The organism is Proteus sp. G2674, from assembly GCF_009915195.1.
Classification (GTDB): domain Bacteria; phylum Pseudomonadota; class Gammaproteobacteria; order Enterobacterales; family Enterobacteriaceae; genus Proteus; species Proteus mirabilis.
The window spans coordinates 84,429-110,143 of the sequence record NZ_JAABLS010000023.1 but is presented as its reverse complement, the minus strand read 5'-3'; the positions used below and the strand labels follow the sequence as shown (position 1 = coordinate 110,143).

23 protein-coding genes are annotated in these 25,715 nt (G+C 37.4%); 7 read left to right on the top strand and 16 right to left on the bottom strand.

Annotation, left to right across the window (positions count from 1 at the left end):
* The first annotated feature begins 4 nt into the window (after positions 1-4).
* The 3 genes from nhaC (at position 5) to xylB (ending at position 4,340) form a co-directional block, all read left to right on the top strand.
* Positions 5-1,480, top strand: a complete 1,476-nt coding sequence (nhaC, locus tag GWI58_RS10680; protein WP_004242972.1) for a Na+/H+ antiporter NhaC — start codon at positions 5-7, stop codon at positions 1,478-1,480.
* A gap of 10 nt (positions 1,481-1,490) precedes the next feature.
* Positions 1,491-2,807, top strand: coding sequence for a xylose isomerase (gene xylA, locus GWI58_RS10675; RefSeq protein ID WP_012367934.1), 1,317 nt, complete (start codon positions 1,491-1,493; stop codon positions 2,805-2,807).
* Positions 2,808-2,885: 78 nt separating this feature from the next.
* Complete coding sequence (gene xylB, locus GWI58_RS10670) at positions 2,886-4,340, top strand: xylulokinase (RefSeq protein ID WP_161769165.1); 1,455 nt, start codon at positions 2,886-2,888, stop codon at positions 4,338-4,340.
* A gap of 61 nt (positions 4,341-4,401) precedes the next feature.
* On the opposite strand, the gene GWI58_RS10665 is transcribed toward xylB, so the two are convergent.
* The 9 genes from GWI58_RS10665 to GWI58_RS10625 all read right to left on the bottom strand — a co-directional run bounded on the left by GWI58_RS10665 (position 4,402) and on the right by GWI58_RS10625 (position 13,495).
* Complete coding sequence (locus GWI58_RS10665) at positions 4,402-5,001, bottom strand: LysE family translocator (RefSeq protein ID WP_012367932.1); 600 nt, start codon at positions 4,999-5,001, stop codon at positions 4,402-4,404.
* A gap of 358 nt (positions 5,002-5,359) precedes the next feature.
* On the bottom strand, positions 5,360-5,623 hold the full coding sequence (locus GWI58_RS10660; RefSeq protein WP_004242966.1) for a DUF3811 domain-containing protein: 264 nt from the start codon (positions 5,621-5,623) through the stop codon (positions 5,360-5,362).
* 168 nt (positions 5,624-5,791) lie between these two features.
* A complete protein-coding gene (locus GWI58_RS10655) occupies positions 5,792-6,817 on the bottom strand; it encodes a threonine aldolase family protein (RefSeq protein ID WP_004242965.1) in 1,026 nt (341 codons plus the stop codon).
* A gap of 137 nt (positions 6,818-6,954) precedes the next feature.
* Positions 6,955-8,307, bottom strand: a complete 1,353-nt coding sequence (gene yegD / locus GWI58_RS10650; RefSeq protein ID WP_161769164.1) for a molecular chaperone — start codon at positions 8,305-8,307, stop codon at positions 6,955-6,957.
* Positions 8,308-8,398: 91 nt separating this feature from the next.
* On the bottom strand, positions 8,399-8,797 hold the full coding sequence (locus tag GWI58_RS10645; protein ID WP_161769163.1) for a DUF6122 family protein: 399 nt from the start codon (positions 8,795-8,797) through the stop codon (positions 8,399-8,401).
* A gap of 57 nt (positions 8,798-8,854) precedes the next feature.
* Positions 8,855-10,330, bottom strand: coding sequence for a TolC family protein (locus GWI58_RS10640; RefSeq protein WP_161769162.1), 1,476 nt, complete (start codon positions 10,328-10,330; stop codon positions 8,855-8,857).
* Positions 10,327-12,183, bottom strand: coding sequence for an FUSC family protein (locus tag GWI58_RS10635; protein WP_161769161.1), 1,857 nt, complete (start codon positions 12,181-12,183; stop codon positions 10,327-10,329). Before GWI58_RS10635 ends, GWI58_RS10640 begins: the two co-directional genes overlap by 4 nt.
* Positions 12,170-13,210, bottom strand: coding sequence for a multidrug transporter subunit MdtN (gene mdtN, locus GWI58_RS10630; RefSeq protein ID WP_004242957.1), 1,041 nt, complete (start codon positions 13,208-13,210; stop codon positions 12,170-12,172). Before mdtN ends, GWI58_RS10635 begins: the two co-directional genes overlap by 14 nt.
* Positions 13,211-13,213: 3 nt before the next feature.
* Positions 13,214-13,495 carry a YtcA family lipoprotein gene (locus GWI58_RS10625; protein WP_004242955.1) on the bottom strand — a complete coding sequence of 94 codons (282 nt, stop codon included), beginning with the start codon at positions 13,493-13,495 and terminating at the stop codon, positions 13,214-13,216.
* A gap of 303 nt (positions 13,496-13,798) precedes the next feature.
* On the opposite strand from GWI58_RS10625, the gene mnmH reads away from it, so the two are divergent.
* Positions 13,799-14,887, top strand: coding sequence for a tRNA 2-selenouridine(34) synthase MnmH (mnmH, locus tag GWI58_RS10620; RefSeq protein WP_017628112.1), 1,089 nt, complete (start codon positions 13,799-13,801; stop codon positions 14,885-14,887).
* 74 nt (positions 14,888-14,961) lie between these two features.
* On the opposite strand, the gene GWI58_RS10615 is transcribed toward mnmH, so the two are convergent.
* From GWI58_RS10615 to GWI58_RS10605, 3 genes are all read right to left on the bottom strand, one after another.
* A complete protein-coding gene (locus GWI58_RS10615; protein WP_094959193.1) occupies positions 14,962-15,717 on the bottom strand; it encodes a DUF4184 family protein in 756 nt (251 codons plus the stop codon).
* 141 nt (positions 15,718-15,858) lie between these two features.
* Positions 15,859-17,259, bottom strand: coding sequence for an amidohydrolase (locus tag GWI58_RS10610; RefSeq protein ID WP_004251191.1), 1,401 nt, complete (start codon positions 17,257-17,259; stop codon positions 15,859-15,861).
* 56 nt (positions 17,260-17,315) lie between these two features.
* Complete coding sequence (locus GWI58_RS10605) at positions 17,316-17,771, bottom strand: YaiI/YqxD family protein (RefSeq protein ID WP_094959192.1); 456 nt, start codon at positions 17,769-17,771, stop codon at positions 17,316-17,318.
* Between the two features lie 251 nt (positions 17,772-18,022).
* Here GWI58_RS10605 and GWI58_RS10600 point away from each other — a divergent pair, with 251 nt between their 5' ends.
* Positions 18,023-19,621, top strand: a complete 1,599-nt coding sequence (locus GWI58_RS10600) for an ABC-F family ATPase (RefSeq protein ID WP_017827716.1) — start codon at positions 18,023-18,025, stop codon at positions 19,619-19,621.
* Positions 19,622-19,754: 133 nt separating this feature from the next.
* Here GWI58_RS10600 and GWI58_RS10595 read toward each other — a convergent pair whose 3' ends face one another.
* Together GWI58_RS10595 and GWI58_RS10590 are read right to left on the bottom strand one after the other, a co-directional pair.
* The gene (locus tag GWI58_RS10595) at positions 19,755-20,765 is read right to left on the bottom strand and encodes a hypothetical protein (RefSeq protein WP_094959191.1); all 1,011 of its coding nucleotides are present in this window, start codon (positions 20,763-20,765) and stop codon (positions 19,755-19,757) included.
* 433 nt (positions 20,766-21,198) lie between these two features.
* On the bottom strand, positions 21,199-21,543 hold the full coding sequence (locus tag GWI58_RS10590; RefSeq protein WP_237611693.1) for a hypothetical protein: 345 nt from the start codon (positions 21,541-21,543) through the stop codon (positions 21,199-21,201).
* Between GWI58_RS10590 and GWI58_RS10585 the strand changes: the two genes are divergently transcribed.
* Entirely contained in the window at positions 21,527-22,336 is an 810-nt protein-coding gene (locus tag GWI58_RS10585; protein WP_337247329.1) for an MFS transporter, read from the top strand. The two genes, GWI58_RS10590 and GWI58_RS10585, sit on opposite strands and share 17 nt — an antisense overlap.
* Positions 22,337-22,339: 3 nt before the next feature.
* Here GWI58_RS10585 and GWI58_RS10580 read toward each other — a convergent pair whose 3' ends face one another.
* The gene (locus tag GWI58_RS10580) at positions 22,340-23,227 is read right to left on the bottom strand and encodes a LysR family transcriptional regulator (protein WP_004242940.1); all 888 of its coding nucleotides are present in this window, start codon (positions 23,225-23,227) and stop codon (positions 22,340-22,342) included.
* 72 nt (positions 23,228-23,299) lie between these two features.
* Entirely contained in the window at positions 23,300-24,262 is a 963-nt protein-coding gene (accA, locus tag GWI58_RS10575) for an acetyl-CoA carboxylase carboxyl transferase subunit alpha (RefSeq protein WP_004248063.1), read from the bottom strand.
* Between the two features lie 262 nt (positions 24,263-24,524).
* Here accA and ydeE point away from each other — a divergent pair, with 262 nt between their 5' ends.
* Positions 24,525-25,709, top strand: coding sequence for an efflux MFS transporter YdeE (gene ydeE / locus GWI58_RS10570; protein WP_094959190.1), 1,185 nt, complete (start codon positions 24,525-24,527; stop codon positions 25,707-25,709).
* The last annotated feature ends 6 nt before the right edge of the window (positions 25,710-25,715 follow it).

The window sequence follows — 25,715 nt, the reverse complement described above, 5'->3', positions numbered from 1 at the left end:
TACAATGAAAACGCAAACGATAAATAATCCGAGAACCCCTACACTTCTCGAGTCACTGTTTCCTATATTTACAATGGTGGTGCTATTAGGCGGAGGTTACGCCGCTTTTGATTTACCTCCCGAACCACTAATGGTGTTATCAACCGTCGTCGCGGCATTATTAGTTAAACGATTAGGCTATCGTTACGACGAAATCTTAACGGCTATCTCACAAAAAATCGCCAAAACGATGCCGGCTTTGCTGATCTTAATTAGCGTTGGTTTATTAATCGGGACATGGATGGTGGGAGGAACCATTCCATTGATGATCTATTATGGATTAAAGATGATCAGTCCTGAAATGCTATATGTTACGGCACTGCTAGTGACATCATTAGTATCAGTTTGTACTGGCACTTCATGGGGCTCGGCGGGCACTATTGGCGTCGCTTTTATGGGCGTAGCTGTTGGTATGGAGGCTAATCTTGCAGCAACTGCGGGTGCCGTTGTTGCTGGTGCTTACTTTGGTGACAAACTCTCACCACTATCAGGGGATACTAACCTCGCTGCAATGGCGGCCAGAATAGATCTTTATCAACATATCTGTCACCTGCTTTATACCACATTACCTTCCTTGATCCTCACAGCGATTATCATGACTGTCTATGGTATGAATGGCGATTTAGCAGGACAAGGAGTGCCTGAAAAAGTCACCTTAATTACCAATGGGTTGGAGAATATTTACCACTTTAACTTGATCCTGCTTATTCCTGTATTAGTCATTTTATATGGTTCGGTCACGAAAAAACCGACTATTCCAGTTATGCTGGCCTCTGCCGCTATTGCGATGTTGAATGCTTATCTTATTCAAGGATTTGGCTTACATGATATCGTAAAAAGTGCCGTTGATGGCTTTAATGTCTCCATGATCCAAGGTAAAGAAGTACCTGAATTATTAGGTAATTTATTAAATCGTGGTGGTATGAACTCCATGATGAGCACCCTACTTATCTGTTTCTGCGCACTCTCCTTTGCGGGGACTCTATCTTTAAGCGGTGCATTAGAAGTGATCGTTCATGCACTGCTAAAAATGGTGCATTCAACAGGATCGATGATCTTAGCGACTATTGCTTGTGGACTGACCATGATTGGTGTTACTTGCAATGGACAAATCTCTATTCTTATTCCTATCGAAATGTTACGTGGTGCGTATATTGAACGCGGTTTACACCCTAAAAACCTTGCTCGTACTGTTGAAGATTCCGCCACTATTTTTGAGCCTATCTTACCTTGGACTGCTGCCGGCGCTTATATGGCGGGTACATTAGGTGTTGCAACCCTAAGTTATTTGCCTTGGGCTGTATTGTGCTGGAGTGGCATCTTCTTTGCCATGTTATGGGGTTTCACCGGTTTTGGCATTGCTAAATTAACACCAGAAGAGCAGGAAGAAATGACTGCTGAGCTTGGATCACATTCAGAATTACAACTTGATACTAAATAAGGACGGTTCCATGTCTTACTTTGATAAAATTGAACAAATTCAATATGAAGGTACCACCAGCGATAACCCTCTCGCTTTTCGCTACTATAATCCAGATGAAATTATTTTAGGGAAAAGAATGGAAGATCATCTGCGATTTGCTGCCTGCTATTGGCATAACTTCTGCTGGAATGGTTCGGATATGTTTGGTATTGGTACGTTTGATAGACCTTGGCAGACACCGGGAGAAGCACTAGAACAAGCAAAGCGTAAAGCGGATGTTGCTTTTGAATTTTTCCATAAACTCAATGTACCTTTTTACTGTTTTCATGATGTTGATGTTATCTCTGAAGGAAATAGCATTAATGAATATATCACCAATATGGCAGCAATAACTGAGGTATTAGCGCAAAAACAGCAAGAAACGGGCGTTAAATTATTATGGGGAACTGCAAATTGTTTTACTCATCCTCGTTACGGAGCTGGTGCTGCAACAAATCCTGATCCAGAAGTATTTGCTTGGGCGGCAACTCAAGTTTGTGAAGCGATGAAAGCAACAAAAACGCTGGGAGGTGAAAACTATGTGTTATGGGGAGGCCGCGAAGGTTACGAAACATTATTAAATACAGATTTACGCCAAGAGCGGGAACAAATTGGTCGTTTTATGCAGATGGTTGTTGAGCATAAACATAAAATTGGATTCCAAGGTACACTGCTCATCGAGCCGAAGCCACAAGAGCCAACTAAGCATCAATATGATTATGATACTGCGACAGTTTATGGTTTCTTAAAACAATTTGGTTTAGAAAAAGAAGTTAAAGTGAACATAGAAGCTAACCATGCAACTTTAGCGGGTCATAGTTTCCATCATGAAATCGCCACAGCTATTGCATTAGGTATTTTAGGCTCAGTCGATGCTAACCGAGGTGATCCACAATTAGGTTGGGACACAGACCAATTCCCCAATAGTGTAGAAGAAAATGCATTAGTTATGTATGAAATTCTCAAATCCGGTGGTTTTACGACTGGTGGATTAAACTTTGATGCCAAAGTACGTCGTCAAAGTAATGATAAATACGATCTTTTCTATGGGCATATATCGGGAATGGACACCATGGCAATGGCATTACGTATTGCAGCAAGAATGATCCAAGACGGTGGACTTGATAAATTTATTGCTCAACGTTATGCGGGATGGAGTGCTGAACTTGGCCAAAATATCCTACAAGGTAAATTAAGTCTTGAAGAAGTGGCAAAATATGCACAAAGCAATACCTTAGCGCCCCGCTTACAAAGCGGGCGTCAAGAGATGCTAGAGAGTTTAGTGAATCGTTATATTTTTGGTTAAGGGTATAAAAAGATAAACACAGCAGAGTAGCGCTGTGTTTATTGATTAAATTAACATAAGATCATGGGGTAAAACGTCATGTATTTAGGGCTAGACTTAGGCACATCAAGTGTTAAAGCGATCATCATGAATGAGCAAGGTGATGTCGTTGCCAGTCATTCTATACCTTTAACTCTCTCACGCCCTCATCCTCAATGGTCAGAGCAAGATCCACAAGCATGGTGGCAGGCAACTGATGAAGCGATAAAACAACTGAGTCGTACTCAACCTATGGAACAGATCCAAGCCATTGGTCTCAGTGGTCAAATGCATGGCGCGGTATTACTTGATGCGCAGCAAAATATATTACGCCCTGCTATTTTATGGAACGATGGTCGCAGTGTTAAACAGTGTTTACGACTGGCAAAGCAATATCCTCAATTTAAAGAAATCACGGGCAATTTAGTTATGCCTGGGTTTACAGCGCCTAAATTGCAATGGGTCGCAGAAAACGAAGCGGAGATCTTTTGTCAGATTGCTCATGTGCTATTACCAAAAGATTTTCTACGTTGGAAAATGAGTGGTAATTTTGCCAGTGATATGTCGGATGCGGCGGGTACACTGTGGTTGGATATGCAAAAACGCGATTGGAGTGATGAATTATTAGCGGCAACGGGGCTTTCTCGATGTCAAATGCCGGCCTTATTTGAAGGTAACCAGATAACGGGTTACTTACTGCCAGAAATTGCTAAAAAATGGCAAATGAAACAAGTGCCGATTATAGCGGGTGGTGGTGATAATGCAGCGGGTGCAATTGGTGTAGGAGTATATCAACCGGGTCAAGGGATGCTCTCTTTGGGCACATCCGGTGTCTATTTTGTTGTCAGTGAAAAGTTTCTCCAAAACAGTGACAATGCGGTACATAGTTTTTGCCATGCATTGCCACAAACTTGGCACTTAATGTCGGTAATATTAAGTGCGGCTTCTTGTCTAGATTGGGTATGCCAATTAACGGGGATCAGTGATGTTGGTGCAATGTTTAAAGAAATAGAACAGCATGCACATTCTGATAGTTCCCTGCTCTTTTTGCCTTATCTTTCTGGTGAACGGACACCTTATAACAATGCGGATGCCAAAGGCGTATTTTGGGGGTTAACTCACCAACATCAGCGTGCGGATTTATGTCGAGCGGTGTTAGAAGGTGTCAGTTTTGCGTTGAGGCAAGGAATTGAAGTGGCGGATAAGGCTGGACAACACGCAGACAACATAACGTTAATTGGTGGAGGGGCAAGAAGTGAATATTGGCGACAATTACTAGCTGATATTACAGGAAAAACCTTGGATTATCGTCAAGGTGGTGATGTTGGTCCTGCACTGGGAGCTGCTAGACTGGCGCAATTAGCGATAAATCCGGCTCATTTATCGCAAATTATTCTTTCTCAGCCAAAACTTGAAACACGTCATGTTCCCAATTTAGAAAAACATAAGGCATATCAAGATAAATATAATGCCTTTAAAAAGCTCTACACACTTATTGAAACAATGAAAATATAAAACAATATTGCGTTAACATCAGGATTATACAAAGGGCGAGATGATACTTGCCCTTTTCTATTTATTGGAATAATACAGAAATAGCACTTAATGCTAATAAACCACCCATAATAAAATTAAATAGCCTTAATATTTTGGGATTTTTTAATCGCTCTCGTAAGCTATGACCAAAAGTGGCCCATATAGCAACACAAGGAAAATTAATTAATGTGAAAATAATAGCAACTAACAACATTGAAATATAAGGATATTGTGGTGAGGTATATAATGTTATCCCTGAAATCGCCATCATCCATGATTTAGGATTAATCCATTGAAATAATGCAGCCTCTAACAAGGTTAACGGTGAGCCTTGTTTATTACTATTTTGCTCAACAGAATGACTAATTGCCGTTTTCCAAGCTAACCACAATAAATACAGTGCTCCGAGATATTTTAATATATTGTAAATAATGGGCGATGATTTAATAAGTGCTCCAATGCCTATCCCCACAGCCAATAACATCACAAAAAAACCGAGAGACACACCGATAGCATGAGGCATTGTACGCTTTAAGCCAAAGTTAATACCTGATGCCAGAAGCATAATATTATTCGGGCCTGGTGTAATTGAAGTAACAAATGAAAATATGGCTAATGATAAAAAAATGTCGAAAGTCATATATAAAATTCTAATCAATAAATAATGAATAAGGAGATATTAAATTGCCTTTTCTTTTTTTATTTACCAACTAGTGCTTAATTTTATAGGAATGGTAATACTTAGCACTAGAGAAATTCATTATTTTAGGAATTTGTCTATCTATATGGATAAGTTTCAGCTTTTATTCTATTATATGGAATTTTCTACGGTATGATAAGTTAAAATAACGATATTATATAGTAAGGTAATTGAAGGTGACTTATTACTAGAAGATATAACCTGCCCTACAAATATATTATTCTGATACCTTTCATAAAATATAACTATTAGCCCTAATAAATATATTGATATATTAGGGCTAATATAATAGCTATTGCTAACGATACCCGCGACGATGGTTTTGGGCAGACCAACTATAGGTTTCATCACTAGAGACTAATTTCTGTTTTTTCTTCTGGGAAAGGGCTTTTTTGCTGGCTTTTTCTACTTCGAGGGAGATTTCGGTAATAATAGCATCTTTCACTTTATTCATTTCGGCGTTAGTTAATTCACGCCCCAATTTCTTTCTCTCTTGACCGATTCTGGTTCTAACGCGCATCTGTTGGGCATCTGTCATCTCTTGAAGAGTCAGCTTTTTCATACAATCACACCCTGTATTGAGAAAGGAGTCTTTAATATAACATTATTTCAACGACTCACAATCAATCAATTGCCTTTTTTGATAGTAAAACGCGATCGAGATAGATATTACGCGCTTATTACACGCGTAATACCATAAAGTGAAGGATTAAACTAACAGATAGACCGATTAAATAAGTTTAAGAAATTTAACTTTAAAATCATCAATATCTTGTTGTGTTGTTGCCCAAGAAGTACAAAGGCGCAAACAGCTTAGCTGTGGATCGTCAAGTAATATGCGATGAAAAACAAACTGCTGCGTTAGCTTTTCTGCAATATCATTAGGTAAAATGACAAACACTTGGTTAGATTCTGGTGGTGCTAAAAAATCAAAACCATGCTCAGTAAAGAATGCGGCTAATTGTGAGGCCATCTCATTGAGATGTTTACCTAATTTAAAGTAGAGATCGTCGCTAAATAATGCCGCGAATTGTGCCCCTAATAACCAACCTTTTGCCTGTAATCCGCCCTTTTGTTTTAAGCTAAAGCGAAAATCAGAATTTAATGCAGGATGACAAATCACTAATGCTTCTGCTGACATAGCACCAATTTTTGTGCCGCCAATATAGAAAGCATCAGTTAAGTGTGCGATATCTTCAATCGTTAGATCGCTGTTATCAGACATCAACCCTGTCGCTAAACGTGCACCATCAAGATATAACCATAAATTATGTGCATCACAAAATTCGCGTAACGCTTGTAATTCGGCTTTACGATATACCGTACCAATTTCAGTGGCATTGGTTATATAAACAAGTTTAGGTTGCACCCAATGTTCATCGTTATGTTCAGCGAGGATCGGCTTCAATAAATCTGGGGTCAATTTACCATCAGCAGAAAAAGTGGTGATCACTTTATGGCCTGTTGCCTCAATCGCTCCCGTCTCATGAGTCGCAATATGCCCGGTGCTGACAGAAATTACTGCTTGATGTGGGCGTAAAAAGTGAGAAATAGCGGTTAAATTAGTGATAGTGCCACCATTAAAAAAATGGATCTGCGCTTCGGGTTGTTTAATTCGCTGTTTGATTAATTCTTTAGCTTGATGACAAAGGGTATCCATACCATAACCATCATAACGTTGACCTACTGTATCTGTAATTGCCTTCATGACCGCAGGATGTGCAATTTCATTATAATCATTTTGGAAGCGGTACACGTGTACTCCTATTTATGTTGTGTTTGGTCTGTCTATTATAGATAAAAGAAAAGCATATGGCCTTTAATTGACAAATTATCAAATAAACACCACATGCTGAGTCTAATATATTTAAAAATAGAGCGATTTAAAACCGCCTATTTAAAACAAACTTCACCCCAACGGGCTAATCCTGCGGTTACTGAGCCGAAATCATTACCTTTTACAATAGGCACATTAGGTAACTGTTGCTCGATAGCTTGACATAAAATCGGTGAACGCGCAGAGCCTCCCGTCATAAACACCACATCAGGTACTACGCCCCCTTGTTGTACGGCATCATTAACCAAATCAATCATTTTATCTTTAGGGGATCCAATGGCTTCAACCATTTGCTGGCGTGTGATATTGGTTTCTAATGTTTCACTTAATAACGCGATGCTGGCTAAATAGGTATGGCAATCTGATAATGCCATTTTTGCCTCTTCCGCTTTGCGGACAATGCCATATCCTAGTGTTTCATTATAGACTTCAATTAAGCGTTTTATCTTTTCTGGCTCTTGGGCATCACGACGTAGTTGATTTAATGCCGCTAAGTTTTGTTGAGAATAAAAATCTTTTTGTGCTTCAACATTATTGATAGCAATAGGATCCCAAAATTGTTTTAACGGCAATTTTATGCCCGATGAAGTTAGCCCTGTCATGCCAAATAAAGGCATTAGCTGTTTAAAAGCTAGGTAGATATCAAGATCATTACCACCCACACGTTGTCCACTATGCGCTAATAGTGTACTGGCACGATCGGTTTTACCCCGATAGCTAGGGCCCATTTGAATCAATGAGCAGTCCGTTGTACCGCCACCAATATCAACTACCAAGACTGTTTGGTCTTTGGTTAATGTGGATTCATATTCTAAACCTGCGGCTACCGGTTCAAATTCAAATAAAACCTGTTTAAAGCCGGCTCGTTTAGCTGCATTAATTAAAATACGCTCGGCTTGCTTATTGGCAGCCACTCCCCCTAACCCATTAAAGTTAATAGGTTTACCAATCATGGCATCAGTAATGGTTGCTTGAGTGCTTTTTTCCGCTTGTTGTTTTATATTGGCCATCATGGCGCACACTAAATCTTCAAAAAAGCTGATTTGTATCTCATGTAAGCCTGAGGCACCAAGAAAAGATTTAGGCGATTTGACGTAATAAACATCACGGGGATCTTTTAGATACAAACTTAATGCCGCCTGACCGAAAACGATATCCTCAGGCACTAATTCAATATCTTCATCACGATTAAACGCGATTGATTTTCTTAATAGTTGTTCGCCAATAGAGTTGGTAGGTTTAATATTTAAGTGGCGAAATAAATGTTCGGAAACAGATTCACGGGTTGGCGCACAAAGAGTAGATGGAATATAAACATTCTCACCTTCTAAAGGTAATAGCGTTGGTTTCCCCTCTTTCATTATTGCCACAGAACAATTTGATGTTCCATAGTCAAAGCCAATAAACATATCGCCTCCCAGCTAGACTTCGTTAAAAAAAAGACTGAGCACTCTACATCAAGCTTATTGTAATTACTACCAGATTGTGGTGTTTTATCTTTTAATATTCGAATGGCGTTTCTGGCGAATAAAGTTTATTACAGCTTATTGTTATCGCCATATTGGGTTTTAAGCCACCTAAATAACAATCAACAGAATCGGTTAATAGATGAAATAAGCACCCAACGGCAATGGCTTTCCATTTCCAAGAAGGAATAAACCATAAAACGATATAGACAATGGCAGCCCATAGAGTATGCAATGGATGAAAACCAACACTGCAACGATTGGGATCAAAGATTGGCGTTGCAAACAAATGGTCAATGTCTATTGCCATCGTACTTATCATAAGAAGCGCAGCAAGTCGCCAGTTTTTACCCCAAAATAGATAAGCGAGTGCTATTGGCGCTAAAAAATGTAAACCATAATGTATTATTGTTCTGGCGATTTCAAAGATCACAAACGTCTCTATTGCACTGTTATTTGATAGGCAGCCCTTTTTATAAGGTGATTATCTCTATTTATCAAGGTGTATATTAGGTAAGCCCTGATCAATATCCCCTAAAGCAAAGGCTAAATCTACTGCGGCAATTAATGAGCCTGTATAAGCATCTATATGTGAGAGTTGCGCATTTAATAGTGCAATTTCTGCAGTATTAATCTCCGTTACTGTACCTAGTCCATTGTTAAAAAAATCGACACTGGCGGTATAACTTAATTGTGCGGTATCAACGAGATTTTTAGCTGCTTTGTTCGCTTCAAGGGCCGATCTTAATGCATTCTCACTGAGAGAGATCTCTTTGATTGCCGTATCTTGGCTTTTGCGCAAATTTTCTTGTGCTAATTGGATATCTGATTGAGCATTGCTCATTCGCGACTGACGCATGCCCCCTTCATATAAGGGAATACTCACGCCAATTAAAATATTCGACGATGAAGTTCGTTGGCTAATTTCAGGTAACCCCTGAACATCAAAATGCCCCGAACCACCAGCAAGAGCACCGGCGAGATACACTTTAGGTAAATAGTCAGATTCAACAGAGCGTGCCGTTTTTAATGCCGCTTGCTCTAATTCATAGTGAGCTAAAATATCAGGGCGTTGTGATAACGCTTTTTTTATCACATCGTGAGTCAATGGGGAAATATCATCAGGTAAGTGCGCGTCATTATCATAATTCACTTTTATCTTTTCAAAGGGAGAGACACCTATTGCAGACAGTAATAACTGATACTGATCTTTTTCATGGCCTTTAGCTAATACATGTTGTAATTCTACTTGGGCAACTTGTTGTTTGGCTAAAGCAACATCTAATACGGTTGCTAATCCCCGCGCACGTTTTTGTTCTATGGCATATAAAATATCTTTGCTTCTTTGCAGTGCCTCTTGGGTTAGAGTGACTTTTTTAAGGGCCGCACCATAACTAAAATAGGCAACAGAAACATCATGAATTATTTTTTGATGCATCAGATTAAAATTAAGGTTTGTTGCCAAAGAAGCATGTTTAGCGGCATCGGCTAAAGCTCCTCGTTTGCCGAAGTCAAAAATAAGCCATCTAAAGGTTAACGCTGGAATAAAAGCACTGTTTGATGTTTTAATATCATCAACAATTGGATTGGCGGGTAAATCTACTTTTCCTCTTTGATAGCCTGCCAATGCCGTTGCGGTAATAATCGGCAAATAAGTGCTTTCTACCATACCAATATCGGTGGCTGATTTTTTCGCTAATAACCAAGCAATCCGTGTTTCAGGATTATTTTGCTGACCAAGATCGATAAGCTCTGCCAATCCATAGCTCGTTTTAGTGGTTTGCTCTTGCTGAGGTGTGGCGAGGTATTGTTCAGAGGCTGCCATATAGTTTGTATTATTATAAGGCATCGGTTGTTGTGCTGAGTATTTCCCATAATCGCTAGTATCAATACATCCAACAAGTAATAAACTTAACCACGATGATAGAATATATTTTTTATGATTAATGGCCGATTTTATCATCATCTATTTTCTCTTATTAACTGTTTAAATACTTGTTCTCTTTCATTGATAGGCAACATTTTTATTTCTTCAGTTAAGACATTTTTTTTAAAATCATCTGGAGATAAAGGCAGTGTATCGGAATACTCTCCATTATCATCAAAAATAAACCTATCAGCATAACTATGGCGACTGATGTAAGAAATCTTGCTTAATGACTGTTTAAAAAACAAGGTGAGTACTTTGTTTCTTTCTTTATCTTTTCTCTCAAACAGCAGTAAATCAATATTATCTTTAGATTGTGCAATAGTCTCATTAATAGAGGCGACTAAATCTAAGCACTCACTTTTATAGGCAGAGCATCTTAACTTTGTATAGTCATCTAAAATCGTGGCGAGCTGTTTGTATATTGTATTGACGATACTCGCGGGCCAGACTCGAGTAAAAATGACATACATAACGATATTGCCTAATAAAATACCCAAAATACGGTCGGAAACCACATCCATATCAAAACTCGGTTTAAAGCCATGTAGTGTCGTTAGCAAAAAGGCTAATCCTACTTGTACGCCAGCATAAGAGATACGTTCATTACCGGCGGCAACCCAGGCCGCCGGTAAAAGACAGAAGAAGATCAATACCATCAACTGAAAAATATCAGAAATATTAGGAATAATATAAAGCAGTGAGATCATGCCAATTAATGCGCCAATCAGACACCCTATTATTCTTAGTGTAAGTTTATGAACCGTTTCGCCCACTGACGTGAGTGCAACCACATAGCAAGTGATCATCGCTGTATGGATACCTTGCCATTTAAAATAATCATAAAACAAATAACATAAAATAGCGGCAAGAGTTGTTTTAATCGCAAAGTATTTATGATTAGGATTACTAAATGCATCGCTTACAAAAAAGGGTGTGGCTTTTTTAATGGGTTTAGTGGTTCGTTTTGTTAGCAAAATAGTATTAAATTTATCTAATAAAGCGATTCTCTTTATTGGCTGAAGACGTTGCACACTATCTTTAATGTTATCTAACGAGTGATTGGCAAAACAGTCCGCAATATATTTACATCTTTTCGCTAACATAAAACGTAACGATGTTGGGGTATTGTCATCCACTGTTATTGACATAACTAATATTGCATAGGAGTTATCAACCATGTTTTCTAACCATTGGATATCTTCTTTACCTAATAGATAAAGGATTTTCATAACCATCAAATAACGTTGGCATTCTGCTTGTGTTCCTAGTATTTCACTCAGCGTTATCTGGTTAGTTTTTTTCCCTAAGAAAAAATCATGGGCTGCCATAAAGCGCGTTGAAATTTTATTAAGCAGTAATTTCCGTGGGCTAATACCAAAAAAATAATTGAATACAATCACCAATAGCATCGGCGAAACGGCCATTAATAACGCATAAAGCAATCCTCTGGTTGCAGCATCACCAAATGGGATATCTTCAATTAGCGTCATTAAAAAGGCGATCACCAAAGCAACTAAATTGCCTATATCACCAAGACTACTTGCTGAAGCTAAATACATAAAAATGGCTGAGAAAAAAGCCATAAAAAAGAAGCGTAAAATAATATTTTGAATAGTGAGATTAAACAGTACTAACGCCACACCAACCACAATGGAGCATAAAATAATGACCCCAAGGGAGAGTAATATATTTTGTACCGCATCCGCTTTAATCAAATAGATAATTAAATAACAGCTGATTGCTGATTCAGGGATTTCATAAACCATAGCGATCACGGCCATTAAGGCACACAGTAACGCTATGCGCCACGTAGTGGCGAATCGATAGTCAAAAGGTAATAAATCTTGTTTGACTTGTTTTGCTATCAGCGAAGATTTAACAGTCATCATCGTTAGGTACAATATTTACAGTAGCAGTGGCACCGATGCGCATGAGTGCTTCTGGTGGTTCAGTAATAATGACTTTGACAGGAAAACGCTGCTCAACCCGAACCCAATTTAATGATTTAGGTACATAAGGTAAGTCTCTTGGAATATTAATCAGATCTGTCGACATGACTCCCCGACTAATTCCTTCAACTTTACCTTTAATGGGGTGTTGATTATCAATCATGGAGTAAATCACCACACAGCTACCAATTTTTATATTATTTAAATCTGTCTCTTTAAAATAGGCCGAAGCAAACCAAGTATCAGAGTCAATTAAGGTAAAAACAGATTGCCCTGATAAAATAAATTCACCGGGAGATAAAACGACTCCGGCGATATATCCATTACTTGGCGCCCTTACTTCAGTATTACTTAACTCCCACTCTGCCATGGCAAGCGATGTTTTTAATGATTTGACTAATGCTTCTTCTGAATCGGTATTATTAATAAGTGCTTCAGATGCCACATTCTGTTTCTGTGCTTGTTTTAATGTCACTTCAGCATCATGTTTTAACGTCCGAGCATCATCGACTTGTTGTGCTGTGACAAAGCCTTTTGCTAATAGAGGTTCTAATCGATTTAATGATTGTGTGGCTAATGATAAATTGACCTGCGCACGTTTTATTTGCTCTTGTGCCACTTCTGAATTGGATGTTTCCGCAATAATAATACGTTGCTTATTGCTTAATGTCGCTTGTGCAATCTGTAGTTGCTCTTTTGCTTGCTCTACCCTGAGTGCGTACATTGTGGGATCAAGTGTAAACAGTAAATCGCCTTTTTTGACTTTACTATTTTCTTTGACATAAACAGCAGCAATGCGTCCAGGCACCGAGGCTGAGATATTAATTTTATTTGCATCAATGATGGCATCTTCACTAAGGGGATTTAATGCCGATATATGAATACTTTGCCATAATAAAATGAGCGTTATCAAAAAAACAATAATGGTGATCACGCGTGCTAGGCTTTTTTTAATTTTTTTATCCATAGTTTAATAAGTAAAATAAAGTAAGGAGATAGTTAAAGAAATTGATAACATAATCGCAAAATAAAATAACAAAGGTACTGGCAATTTATCATCAATTCCCCAGTAGATAAGTAAAACCCGTAGACAAAAAGCACCTAATAGGCCAATAAATGTACATAACATCCAATAGGGAAAATAAGCACCTAGCATAGGAATAAAAGGAGAATGCCCTTGTGAACAGCCCGTCAACAATACAGTCATCACAGTTAAGCTGATAATTCGATGATGTTTTTTTATTAAGTTCAAGGTAATACACCTATCATTTTATGATTAAATCCATTCATAGCTATCAATACTATAATATTTTTAGTTGTAATAAAGTGACTTATATTATTTTGCTAAAAATAGCATAAGGTTATTGTAGTTGAATTATTTATGATCAATTCAATTTTCTTTATTTTAAATCCTTTTTTCAAAATAATGTCGCAGTGCTGGTTAAATAGAGTTTGATTTTATTACTCACAAAAACATGCTCTGTGTGTGCTATTAGGTAATTTTAAGAGTATAGTAGACAATCTTTCTGCCTGTTTAGATATTATAGTTTTTATTATGGAATCAACGCTTTCTGCTCAAAATATACGCCGACTCCTTGCCAATGAAACACCGATTATTGATGTTCGTGCGCCGATAGAATTCAATCAAGGAGCGATGCCCAACGCAATAAATCTACCTTTAATGAATAATGAAGAGCGTGCGGCTGTAGGGACTTGCTACAAACAACATGGCTCTCAAAAAGCGGTAGAGTTGGGGCATCAATTAGTTAAAGGCGAGATAAAAGCACATCGTGTTGCTGCTTGGCGCGAGGCTTGCGAGCGTTTTCCTTCCGGATTTATTTGCTGTGCTCGTGGCGGTATGCGTTCACACATTGTTCAAAAATGGTTAGCTGAAATAGGCATCGATTATCCTTTAATTGAAGGTGGATATAAAGCGTTAAGACAAGCGACGATCGAAATGACCAATGAGCTAGTACAACGCCCTATTATCTTAATTGGTGGTTGTACAGGTAATGGTAAAACAACCTTAGTACGCTCTTTACCAGAGGGAATTGATTTAGAAGGATTCGCTCATCATCGAGGCTCCTCATTTGGTCGCACTGTTGAGGCTCAGTTTGCTCAAGCGACTTTCGAAAACTACCTTGCTGTCGATATGTTAAAAAAATCCCCCTATCATTCGCGCTGGGTACTCGAAGACGAAGGCCGTGCTATTGGTGCTAATGGTTTACCGGAAAGTTTGCGTATACAAATGGCAACAGCCCATTTGGTTGTGGTGGATGACCCATTTGAGCGGCGTATGGCAAGACTCAAAGAAGAATATTTTGATCGTATGACTCATGACTTTATTGAAGCGTATGGTGAAGAAAAAGGTTGGCAAGAATACAGTGATTATTTGCATCATGGATTGTATGCTATTCGACGTCGATTAGGTGCTCAAAGAGCAGCGGAGTTAACCCAATTACTTGATAATGCTTTAGCCGCACAAAAAATAAGTGCGAATACGGAAGTGCATTTTTCATGGTTATCACCTTTACTAAAAGAATATTACGATCCTATGTATCGTTACCAGTTAAGTAAAAAACAAGATAAAATTATCTATACGGGTAGCTATGAAGAAGTTGAACAATGGTTTGCTAACCATTAACTCCTTAGATTTTCTGTACTAAAATAAAGCCCCCAATAGATATTGGGGGTTAATTATTATTTTTATTATGCTGACTAAAAGAGTTGTTTTTTCTGCTTAGCATATAACCATAATCCTAAAATTATCATCAATCCAAAGAAAAAAGGTACAGCTAAAGAAAGCTCAAGAAAAATAAATCGATTAACATTAATCCCCACTCCTTTATCGGCATTTTGCCATGCTAACGGGAATGTACATAACCCTGATATTAATCCGATGCCTATTAGACGAAATAATTTAAGACGATTTTTTAGTTGTATATCACACTCTTGTTTTCGCTGATACTGCACATATTTCCAACAAAGATAAATAAGTCCTAATACAGAGCCTAAGTGCTGTAATAGTTTATAAATAGCCAGTTCTTGGCTATCGGTCATTCCCTGCAGTAATTGAGTTTGTAGGATAGAAAAAATTCTGACAGCAGTGCCTGTTTCATGAGTGAAAGGATCCCATACAATATGAGTCACAGCACCGAGATACAGAGAAATAACAAATAGACTTAAATCACGCCAATTTAACCTTATTGAGTTATCTAGTGGAATGGGTGACACGGTTTTTAGTGGATTTCTTAGCCAATAATTAAAGATAAAAACTAAAAGACAAAAAGGAAACGCAGTATAGAACCACCCCACTAAATTATGTGCTGTGGTGGCTGATTGATATAAACCAAAAGAGTAGAGTAAGTCAGGTGAAGTGCTTCCTACCACTAATGCAGGCAAGTTAAGGTACTTGCCAATCCGAGACTGTTTTAAAGGGAAAACGACGGCAGGATGTGAAAAAGTCCACGGCATAGCATTATCTCAATAAATAAAAGTGAATAGAAAATTGTCTTGACTCTTATGTGGAAGCAATCCTAGTAACATAATGAAAAATATACAAAACAGGTAGCCATACTTAAACTACCTGTTCAATATATTGGTATGATTGGGGATTTATTTAACGACTTCACCACTATCAACAACGGTTTGGCGTACTTTATTCGCGAAATTTTGCGCTTCACTGATAATCGCTTGTTCATCTACGGTTAACAGTTGGCGATCTTCCATCAAAATTTTACCATCTACAATGGTATGACGAACATTACTTCCATTCGCACCATAAACTAATGCTGCATATGGGCTATACATAGGCACCATATTAGGTGCTTTAGTATCAACAACAATAATATCAGCAAGTTTTCCCGATTCTAAAGAGCCTAATTTATCTTCCATATGTAATGCCTTGGCTGAGCCTATTGTTGCCATTTCAACGACGGTTAATGGTGGCATTGCGGCGCGATCTTTATTCTCTAATTTATGAATTTTGCCTACTAAATTTAACTCATTCATCGTTGTGAGTGTATTGCTCGACATTGGACCGTCAGTCCCTAAACCAACACGAACACCTTTCTCTAGCATGGCAACAACGGGCGAAACACCTTTGGCTGATTTGGTATTAGCACTAATATTATGAGCCACACCTACATCATATTTCTTTAATAAATCAATATCTTGCTCATCAACCATAATCGCATGAGCGGCAATGACTTTATTATTTAAAGCGCCAATATCTGCCATATATTGAACTGGGCTTTTACCATCGGTTCGTTTTGCAATTTCTTCTTTCTCTCTATCGGTTTCTGCTAAATGGATCATCACAGGGGCATCAAGTTCTACCGAGAGTTTAGCAATTTTTTGCAGGTTCTCTGTGGTATTAGTATAAGGTGCATGAGGCGCAAAGGCAGGAATAATGCGCGGGTGATCTTTATATTCATTAATAAAATTGACAGCATATTGAATGCCTTCTTCAGGAGTTTGTGCATCAGCCACCGGAAAATTAATCACTGATTCACCTAAGATGGCTCTATTTCCCATCTTATCAACCGTTTTAGCGACTTCATCTTCAAAATAATACATATCAACATAGGTAGTTACTCCCCCTTTTACCATTTCAACATTGGCGAGGTTTGCTCCCACGCGAACCATATCGCGAGACACCATTTTATTTTCTAAAGGGAAAATATAACGATGTAATCGGTCTGGCACGTCATCGGCTAAAGAGCGAAAAACCGTCATTGATGCATGTGTATGGGTATTAATTAATCCTGGCATCACGATATCACCATCCACATCTAACACTTTGTTGGCTTGGTATTCTTGTGTTAACTCAGGCCCCCCAACGGCGATAATTTTATTTTCTTTTACAACAACCGTTCCTTGTTCGATAACCTGATTTTGTGCGTCCATTGTTAACACTGTGCCATCGACAATCATTAAATCAGCCTGTTTGGCTGCGTGACTAGTAAAAGAAACCGCCATAACAGCGAGTGCAAGCATTGATTTAGTAAATGACATAACTACCTCTCGGATGGTAAGAATATTCAAAAGTTTATTATTTTATTGATAATTTATTATTTTTTACGTTTTTGCTGTAGTAACCATTTATCCAACTCATTAGCAAAAAGTTGTCGGTCGCGCTGTGATAAACTTGCCGGTCCTCCTGTTTGAATGCCACTTGCTCTCATCGTATCCATAAAATCACGAATATTTAATCGTTCGCGGATGGTTGACTCTGTATAACGTTCACCTCGAGGATTGAGTGCAATAGCCCCTTTTTCGATCACTTCTGCCGCTAAAGGAATATCGGCCGTGATCACCAAATCATCTTGGTTTACACGTTGTACAATTTCATTATCAGCCACATCAAAACCTGCAGAAACCTGCAATGTGCGCAAATAAGGCGATGCGGGTATACTTAATCGCTGATTTGCCACAAAAGTGATCACCACTTTTTCTCTGTCTGCTGCCCGATAAAGTATCTCTTTAATAACTTTAGGACAGGCATCAGCATCAACCCATATCGGCATAGTAACTCTCTTTGATTGTTTCTTTGTGAAAATTAATCCTATTAAAATAACACATTCCCACTCATATCGTTATTTAAAGCAGGTAAATCACATAGTCTTTTTGAGTTAAGTGTTAAGTGATTAACGCGTAAAAGTGCATGATATCGTAAAATAAGTCATCGGCTAACCTTACTCTACTGTCTTAATGGGGTAAGTTTATGGCATAATGCCGCCCCATTATCTTTATCATTCACTAATCATGAGTATTCGTCTTGTTAATAAGTAATAATATCACTATGCAGTTTGGTTCGAAGCCACTGTTTGAAAACATTTCTGTTAAGTTTGGTGGCGGTAATCGCTATGGTTTAATCGGTGCTAACGGCAGCGGTAAATCCACCTTTATGAAAATTCTCGGTGGTGATCTCGCGCCTACTAGCGGTAACGTATTCCTTGATCCTAATGAGCGCTTGGGTAAGCTAAAACAAGATCAATTTGCTTATGAAGAGTTTACCGTGCTTGATACGGTAATTATGGGGCACGCTGAGTTATGGGAAATTAAACAAGAGCGTGAACGTATTTATAGCTTACCGGAAATGAGCGAAGAAGAGGGTTTGCGCGTTGCCGATCTTGAAGTGAAATTTGGTGAAATGGACGGTTACACTGTTGAGTCTCGTGCCGGTGAATTATTATTAAACGTTGGTATTCCACTTGAGCAACATAATGGCCCAATGAGTGAAGTGGCGCCAGGATGGAAACTACGTGTGCTCCTTGCACAAGCCCTATTCGCTGATCCTGACATCTTATTACTTGATGAACCGACGAATAACTTAGATATTGATACGATCCGCTGGCTAGAACAAACATTAAATGAACGTAATAGCACTATGATCATCATTTCCCATGACCGCCATTTTTTAAATATGGTGTGTACTCATATGGCCGATCTTGATTATGGTGGACTAACGGTTCATCCAGGTAATTATGATGAATATATGTTAGCGGCAACACAAGCGCGTGAACGTTTACTCGCTGATAATGCAAAGAAAAAAGCACAAATTAGTGAATTACAATCCTTCGTTAGCCGCTTTAGTGCTAATGCATCAAAATCTCGTCAAGCTACTTCGCGTGCAAAACAAATTGAAAAAATTCAATTAACCGAAGTCAAAGCTTCCAGCCGACAAAATCCCTTTATTCGTTTTGAGCAAGAGAAGAAATTATTTCGTAATGCTTTAGAAGTAGAGAATATTGCTAAAGGTTATGAAGCTAATGCGCCTTTATTTAAAGACGTAAATATGATGCTGGAAGTGGGCGAAAAAGTGGCGATTTTAGGCACCAATGGTGTGGGTAAATCAACCATGATCAAAACATTAGTGGGTGAATTAACGCCTGATAATGGACGCGTTAAATGGTCTGAAAATGCCACTATAGGTTATTATGCACAAGATCATGCTACTGATTTTGAAGTTGATATGACCGTTTTCGATTGGATGAGTTTATGGATGAAGCCAGAAGACGATGAACAGTCGGTGCGTAGTGTATTAGGTCGCCTTCTTTTCTCACAAGATGATATTAAAAAATCAGTCAAAGTATTATCTGGTGGTGAAAAAGGCAGAATGCTGTTTGGTAAATTGATGATGCAAAAACCAAACGTTCTGATTATGGATGAACCTACCAACCACTTAGATATGGAATCTATTGAGTCACTGAATATGGCGTTAGAACTCTATCAAGGGACGTTAATTTTTGTTTCTCACGATCGTGAATTTGTCAGCTCACTGGCTAACCGCATTATTGAAATTACGCCTGAAAAAGTGACTAATTTCCAAGGCACTTATGATGAGTTCTTGGCTAAGAAAGGGATTGATGGTTAGTACCTCCCCTTATTTATTAATATAAAAAATAAAAGGCTTGGTGTTATTTTACGTTCCAAGCCTTTATTTTATTTAAAGATAGAGTTATAGCTGTAGCTATTGTCACTTAATTCATTGTAATTATGGGCGTTTGTTATTGGCGGAAGGAGATATACTCACTTGGTACTATATTATTTATATAAATATTATTTATAGTCTCATCAGTAACATTGAATTCAAGTGTTCTAATAATTGGATAGTTATAATCAATAATAGCTTTCCTTAATGATTCACTGGCTTTTTCTTTTTTGTTTTCATCTTTAAATAAAGTTTCCATTCCATGTTCTATAAATCCTTCTATTATATCTACATGAGGATTGTAGAATGACAATAATTCGATTTTAATTAAATTCAAAAACTCTTCTGAATTTTTATCTTTTATATTTAAAGCAACACTATTCATCAAAAGTTTTATTTGAATATTTTTTCTATATTCTATATCAATATGCTGTATTATATTCATAAGTCTTTGTAATTTACAACGATCTTCAATTTTATCGTCTACACTAACTCTAGAATTATTTTTATTTATATTATATAAACGAATAAAATCTGTTATACCATCAAAATAACGCTCTACGTTAAAATAATTATTTGGTAGTAAGTCATTTTTTATTTTGGATAAATAGAAATTGTATTGATTAATATCATAATTGGCTTCAATAGGAATTTCATGCAGTCTTCTTCTTATATAACTTCTTATATTTCCTATGTCTTTTTCTATGCTTGGGTTTTTATTATGAACCCGATCCATCATGTCTTTAATTAAATTATCTAATGATACCTCACCATTATAAACGTTTTTTATAACAAATTTCATTTTTAAATCATAACCATCTTTTAAATATAAATGAAAATTATCTTTATATTGCGCCCCTGTCATAGAATATAATTCTGCAAAGCAATTAACCTTATCAAATATTGAATTTTTAGGATTGAAATAGGTATGATAAAGTAAATTAAGCACATGTTCTTTTTGACCATGATTAAACCAATCTTTTATTTTTTCCCAAATAGACATTACATCTCTAGCTTTAGATGCGTGTGATAATTTGTTTATTTGCGAAGTTGATACATTCACTCCACCAATTGTTAATTTACTCATATAACACCTTAATGATAATTACATATTAATTGAAATGCTTCTCTTTATTTATATTAGAAAAATATTTTATTTTATCTTTTAATTACATCATTATATTAAAAATATAGGTAATATTAATTTCATGTGGCATTTAAATATATAAAGATTAATACATGTTTTTTTGTTTGAAATTTAACATTCTGTTGTTGTATGTTACCAACCACGAGTCAATCATAATCCCCTTTCATTTTTGATGAAATTATCATGCTGCTCTTTTGAAGTCCTACCTTATGGTTATGTTGCTAAGAAACAGACAACCGTATAAAAGTGATGCAACAATATTAGAAACACCACAAATGATTTCGGTTGTTAATCGCGCCCAATTTTCTTTTTTGTGACAATGTCACGCCTATTTTATATCTACAACCCGAATATTCATTATTTAATAGTCTGGTTAACCTAATAATTGTGTAAATTGTCGATATAATAGCGCACCTAATGTTTGTGATGTGTATTCCGTACTGTGTTCTAAATTATCAACGGCAGCATGCATACCATGATAAATAAGCGTGCAGGTTAATTCAGGCTGTAGGACTTGCCACGTTTTATTCTCTACTCCCCCCATTAATATCGTTTGTAACTGCTGTAGCGCTCTATTTTCATGAATATTACCGCTTTGATGAAAGACTTGATGAAAAAGCATATCGTGTAATTCTTGTTTTTCAACATAAGCAATAACGCTAGTTTCACACCACTGTTTTAATTTAGCGCGAAAATCTTGAATTTGGCAGCTTGCCATTATTCCCCTGTTTGTTATAGTCGAAAAACGTATTGAACGCCCGTTATTACCGCTATCGTTATTTAAAGATCGCTCGTTTTTCCAATATAACCTTTCCTCTTTTACTTTGGGATTTGCCACTTATAGTAATGTCTTTTTTATTGCTTTTTTCCTACAAAAAGCACAAGGCTGGAGTGCATTAGAAACAGGTTTAAGAATGGCTCCTGAGTTTATCGCCATGGCCCTTTTTTCTATGTTATTTGGACGGTTCTCTCGTTATATATCTGTCAGAAAATTAATGATCTTTGGTTTTTTGTTGATTGCAATATCTTCTTGTTTATTGGCAACATTAGCAACAAATAGCCCTTACGCAATAACAGGAAGCTATTTATTTATCTTAGGTGCAGGAATGGGATTAGCGACACCCGCAATCGGGGTTTTAGTGATGAAAAGTGTAGCACCGTCTCGCTCGGGCATGGCGTCTGCAACCATGAATGCATTAAGACAAACCGGTATGACAATGGGAATTGCGTTATTAGGTACATTAATGATACAGCAAGCAATTAATTATATGATGATACAAAGTCAAGCATTAGGAATAGTGGCAGAACCGATTAATATTATTACGTTAGTAACAGAAAATAAAACCGCTTCCCTAGATAATCAGTTGGTTGCCTTATTACCTGAAGCATTTAATTCAGGATTTGCCTATGCCATGCTAACCGCAGGACTTTCCTGTTTTATTACTCTGTTTATTATGCTTTTTCCTTGCAAAGAAAAACAAGGTGCACTTTCTCAGCAGATAGCGGATTAATTATTATAAACGCTGAGTTAAAAATGCAAGAAAATGTTCAATATTACGTGAAAGCGAACGACGACTTGCATATATCGCGACTAAACTAATTGATGCGGGCTGTTGAGGAAAAGAAATGGCTCGCAATTTGCCTGCCTTTATCGCATCAAGGCAACAATGTTCAGCTAAAATAGCAAAACCTAAACCTTTTAATACGGCGGCTTTGGCTAAGATAGCACTATTTACACGATAACAGCTATTAATTGTCACTTTTACAGGGTTCTGCTCTTTATCAATAAAGATCCACGGTTGCCCTTCTAATGCACTTAAACTGGAAATACAAGGTAATTGACTTAGTTGCTCAATATCTGTAGGGATACCCGTTTTTGCTAATAAGCTCTCTGAAGCGACAACAATACTACGCCACGACTTTATGAGACGTGAATGGTAGCTACTATCGGCTAATTGGCCACGATGAAATGTTAGAAGTAAATCAATATCATCTTCTATAACATTTCTTGGCATTAGCTGCGTATCACATTGAATGGTTAAGTTAGGATGAAGTGCGGCAAAATCCGCTAAAATATCGGCAAGTAACTCACTACCATATTCACTGGGTATCGTGAGTCTAAAGGTTCCTGTTAATGGGCCATCACTCGTTATATGTTCTACAACATTATCTAATTCATATAAGGTCTTTTTGGCTTGCTGATACAAGATTTTCCCTTGCTCAGTTAAACGCATTTTTCGCGTGGTTCTATCAATTAATCGACAGTTAAGTTGTTGTTCTAGCTGTTTTATTGCCCTACTGACATTAGATGTTGGCATAGAAAGCGATCGTGCAGCACTGGCAAACTGTGCTTGCTCTGCAACCGCAGAAAAAATACGTAATAAATTAAGGTCAATTGACATAAAAATACTGCCTATATGGGGAGTATTGAATATAGGCAGTGTAACATTGATTGCTCTCTCACTTGAAAAGAATTAACAATAACCATAGGACATTAATTTTTGATAACGTTTCTCAAGCAGTTCTTCTTTAGAATAACTATTCAATTCTGTTAAATCTGCGAGAAGCTGTTTTTTTACAAATTCAGCCGCTTGCTGGTAGTGGCGATGTGCGCCTCCCAATGGTTCAGGAATAATTGAGTCTATAATACCCAATGCCTGTAATTTAGGTGCCGTCATTCCCATGGTTTGGGCGGCAATAGGCGCTTTATCAGCATTTTTCCATAAAATAGAGGCACAGCCTTCGGGCGATATGGCAGCATAAGTACTATATTGCAACATATTTACTCGATCCCCCACACCTATTGCTAATGCACCACCAGAAAAACCTTCCCCTGTTATTGTACAAATTATCGGTGTTTTTAATCGGGACATTTCAAGAATATTTCGTGCTATGGCTTCTGATTGCCCCCGCTCTTCAGCGCCTACCCCCGGATAAGCACCCGCGGAGTCAATAAAAATAATCACTGGTAAATGGAAGCGTTCAGCCATTTTCATCAGGCGTAATGCTTTCCGATAACCTTCTGGTGATGGCATACCAAAGTTTCTTTTTACTTTCTCTTTAGTGTCTCGCCCTTTTTGTTGACCGATAATCATCACTGGTTTTCTATCTAAACGCGCTAACCCTGCAACAATCGCTTTATCATCAGCATAAGCACGATCGCCGGCCAACTCTTGGAAATCAGTAAAAATAGCTTTGATATAATCTAATGTATAAGGGCGCATAGGATGACGTGCTAACTGTACTATCTCCCAATCCCCTAAATCAGAAAATATAGAGCGTGTTAATGAAAGGCTTTTTTGGCGAAGTTTGGCGATTTCTTCGTCTATATCAACTGCCGTTGTTTCATCTTGAGACTGTTTAAATGCAAGTAATGCATCTATTTTCTCGTCTAATTCAACAATAGGCTTTTCAAATTCAAGATGAATAATAGACATAATTTGCCTCTTAGCTAAATCGGGTTATATCAAACTATCTAGTCTAGAGAAAACTAACTTATTGTTATAGAGATATTTTTGATAAACAGTGTTATCAAAAATGGGATAATAAAATAGGTAGTGGTTAAAAAAATTTATTTTCTAGCTTTTATCTCTATACAGTTATTTATAAGTTATGTATAAATATACAGTTGGACAGTTTTCACCAGAAAATCACCAAACACAACAATAATCCATTAATACAAATAATTAAAATGATAATATGTTCTCAAAAAAATCTCGTTCTACAACTGCACTACTCTTTTCATCACTTATTCTGACTATAGGAAGAGGTGCAACACTACCTTTTATGGCGATATACTTATCACGACAATATAAATTGCCTGTTGATGATATTGGTATCGCAATGTCTATTTCACTGACTACGGGGATAGTATTCAGCCTTGCCTTTGGTATGCTGGCAGATAAATTTGAAAAAAAACGTTATATGGTTTTTTCTATTATTACCTTTATTATCGCATTTGCTGCTATCCCAATGGTCAATAGTACTATTTTAGTGGTTATCTTTTTCTCAGTTATTAACTGTTCCTATTTAGTCTTTTCTACGGTATTGAAAGCTTATTTTTCTGAAACTCTATCAATATCAGCAAAGCCTAAAATATTTTCACTAAACTATACTTTTATTAATATGGGATGGACGGTTGGCCCACCTATTGGCACATTATTATTAATGTATGGTACCCAATTACCTTTTTGGTTAGCGGCAATATCCGCCAGTATTCCTTTATTTATGATCCAATGTTTTGTGCAACGTTCAGTGGTAGAGCATTCCACAGAAGAAAATAGTGTAAAGTGGGATCCGAAAATAATGCTAAAAGATAAGGCATTAGGCTGGTTTGTGCTTTCAACTTTTTTTGGCACATTAACTTTTGGTACATTTGCTTCGTGTATTTCGCAATACCTTTTAGTTGTTTATGATGCTAAGTTGGCTGAATCTGCTATTGCGGTGATCCTCCCCGTCAATGCGGCCATTGTCGTCTCATTACAATATATCGTCGGTAAACAAGTGGTTGCTGAAAGACTACGTAAATTAATGACCTTAGGTACACTCTTTTTTATCTTAGGATTAGCGGGCTTTATGCTGGCGGGTGATAATTTAATTTTCTGGGCAATTGCGATAGCAATATTTACCTTTGGTGAACTAATTTATGCACCTGGTGAGTATATGATGATCGATAACATTGCGCCGTTAGGAATGAAAGCAAGTTATTTTTCTGCACAATCTTTAGGTTGGTTAGGTGCTGCATTAAATCCACTTGCTAGTGGTTATATCCTGACAACCTTGCCCCCTATTTCGTTATTCGCTATTTTAATGGGGATCGCAGTACTAGCTTGGCTTTGTATGTTGCAAGGTATGAACTATAGTGAAAAAAGAATAGCTGCTTAATATATT

Bases quoted from the DNA above. Each gene is read 5' to 3' on its own strand.
- GWI58_RS10640 (WP_161769162.1), bottom strand. From the start codon at position 10,330: ATGATGATAAAATCGGCCATTAATCATAAAAAATATATTCTATCATCG.
- GWI58_RS10660 (WP_004242966.1), bottom strand. From the start codon at position 5,623: ATGAAAAAGCTGACTCTTCAAGAGATGACAGATGCCCAACAGATGCGC.
- GWI58_RS10610 (WP_004251191.1), bottom strand. From the start codon at position 17,259: ATGTCATTTACTAAATCAATGCTTGCACTCGCTGTTATGGCGGTTTCT.
- nhaC (WP_004242972.1), top strand. From the start codon at position 5: ATGAAAACGCAAACGATAAATAATCCGAGAACCCCTACACTTCTCGAG.
- GWI58_RS10615 (WP_094959193.1), bottom strand. From the start codon at position 15,717: ATGCCGTGGACTTTTTCACATCCTGCCGTCGTTTTCCCTTTAAAACAG.
- mdtN (WP_004242957.1), bottom strand. From the start codon at position 13,210: ATGGATAAAAAAATTAAAAAAAGCCTAGCACGCGTGATCACCATTATT.
- GWI58_RS10635 (WP_161769161.1), bottom strand. From the start codon at position 12,183: ATGATGACTGTTAAATCTTCGCTGATAGCAAAACAAGTCAAACAAGAT.
- accA (WP_004248063.1), bottom strand. From the start codon at position 24,262: ATGTCTATTATTCATCTTGAATTTGAAAAGCCTATTGTTGAATTAGAC.
- GWI58_RS10595 (WP_094959191.1), bottom strand. From the start codon at position 20,765: ATGAGTAAATTAACAATTGGTGGAGTGAATGTATCAACTTCGCAAATA.
- GWI58_RS10605 (WP_094959192.1), bottom strand. From the start codon at position 17,771: ATGCCGATATGGGTTGATGCTGATGCCTGTCCTAAAGTTATTAAAGAG.
- ydeE (WP_094959190.1), top strand. From the start codon at position 24,525: ATGTTCTCAAAAAAATCTCGTTCTACAACTGCACTACTCTTTTCATCA.
- GWI58_RS10580 (WP_004242940.1), bottom strand. From the start codon at position 23,227: ATGTCAATTGACCTTAATTTATTACGTATTTTTTCTGCGGTTGCAGAG.
- GWI58_RS10665 (WP_012367932.1), bottom strand. From the start codon at position 5,001: ATGACTTTCGACATTTTTTTATCATTAGCCATATTTTCATTTGTTACT.
- xylA (WP_012367934.1), top strand. From the start codon at position 1,491: ATGTCTTACTTTGATAAAATTGAACAAATTCAATATGAAGGTACCACC.
- mnmH (WP_017628112.1), top strand. From the start codon at position 13,799: ATGGAATCAACGCTTTCTGCTCAAAATATACGCCGACTCCTTGCCAAT.
- GWI58_RS10590 (WP_237611693.1), bottom strand. From the start codon at position 21,543: ATGGCAAGCTGCCAAATTCAAGATTTTCGCGCTAAATTAAAACAGTGG.
- yegD (WP_161769164.1), bottom strand. From the start codon at position 8,307: ATGTTTATTGGCTTTGACTATGGAACATCAAATTGTTCTGTGGCAATA.
- xylB (WP_161769165.1), top strand. From the start codon at position 2,886: ATGTATTTAGGGCTAGACTTAGGCACATCAAGTGTTAAAGCGATCATC.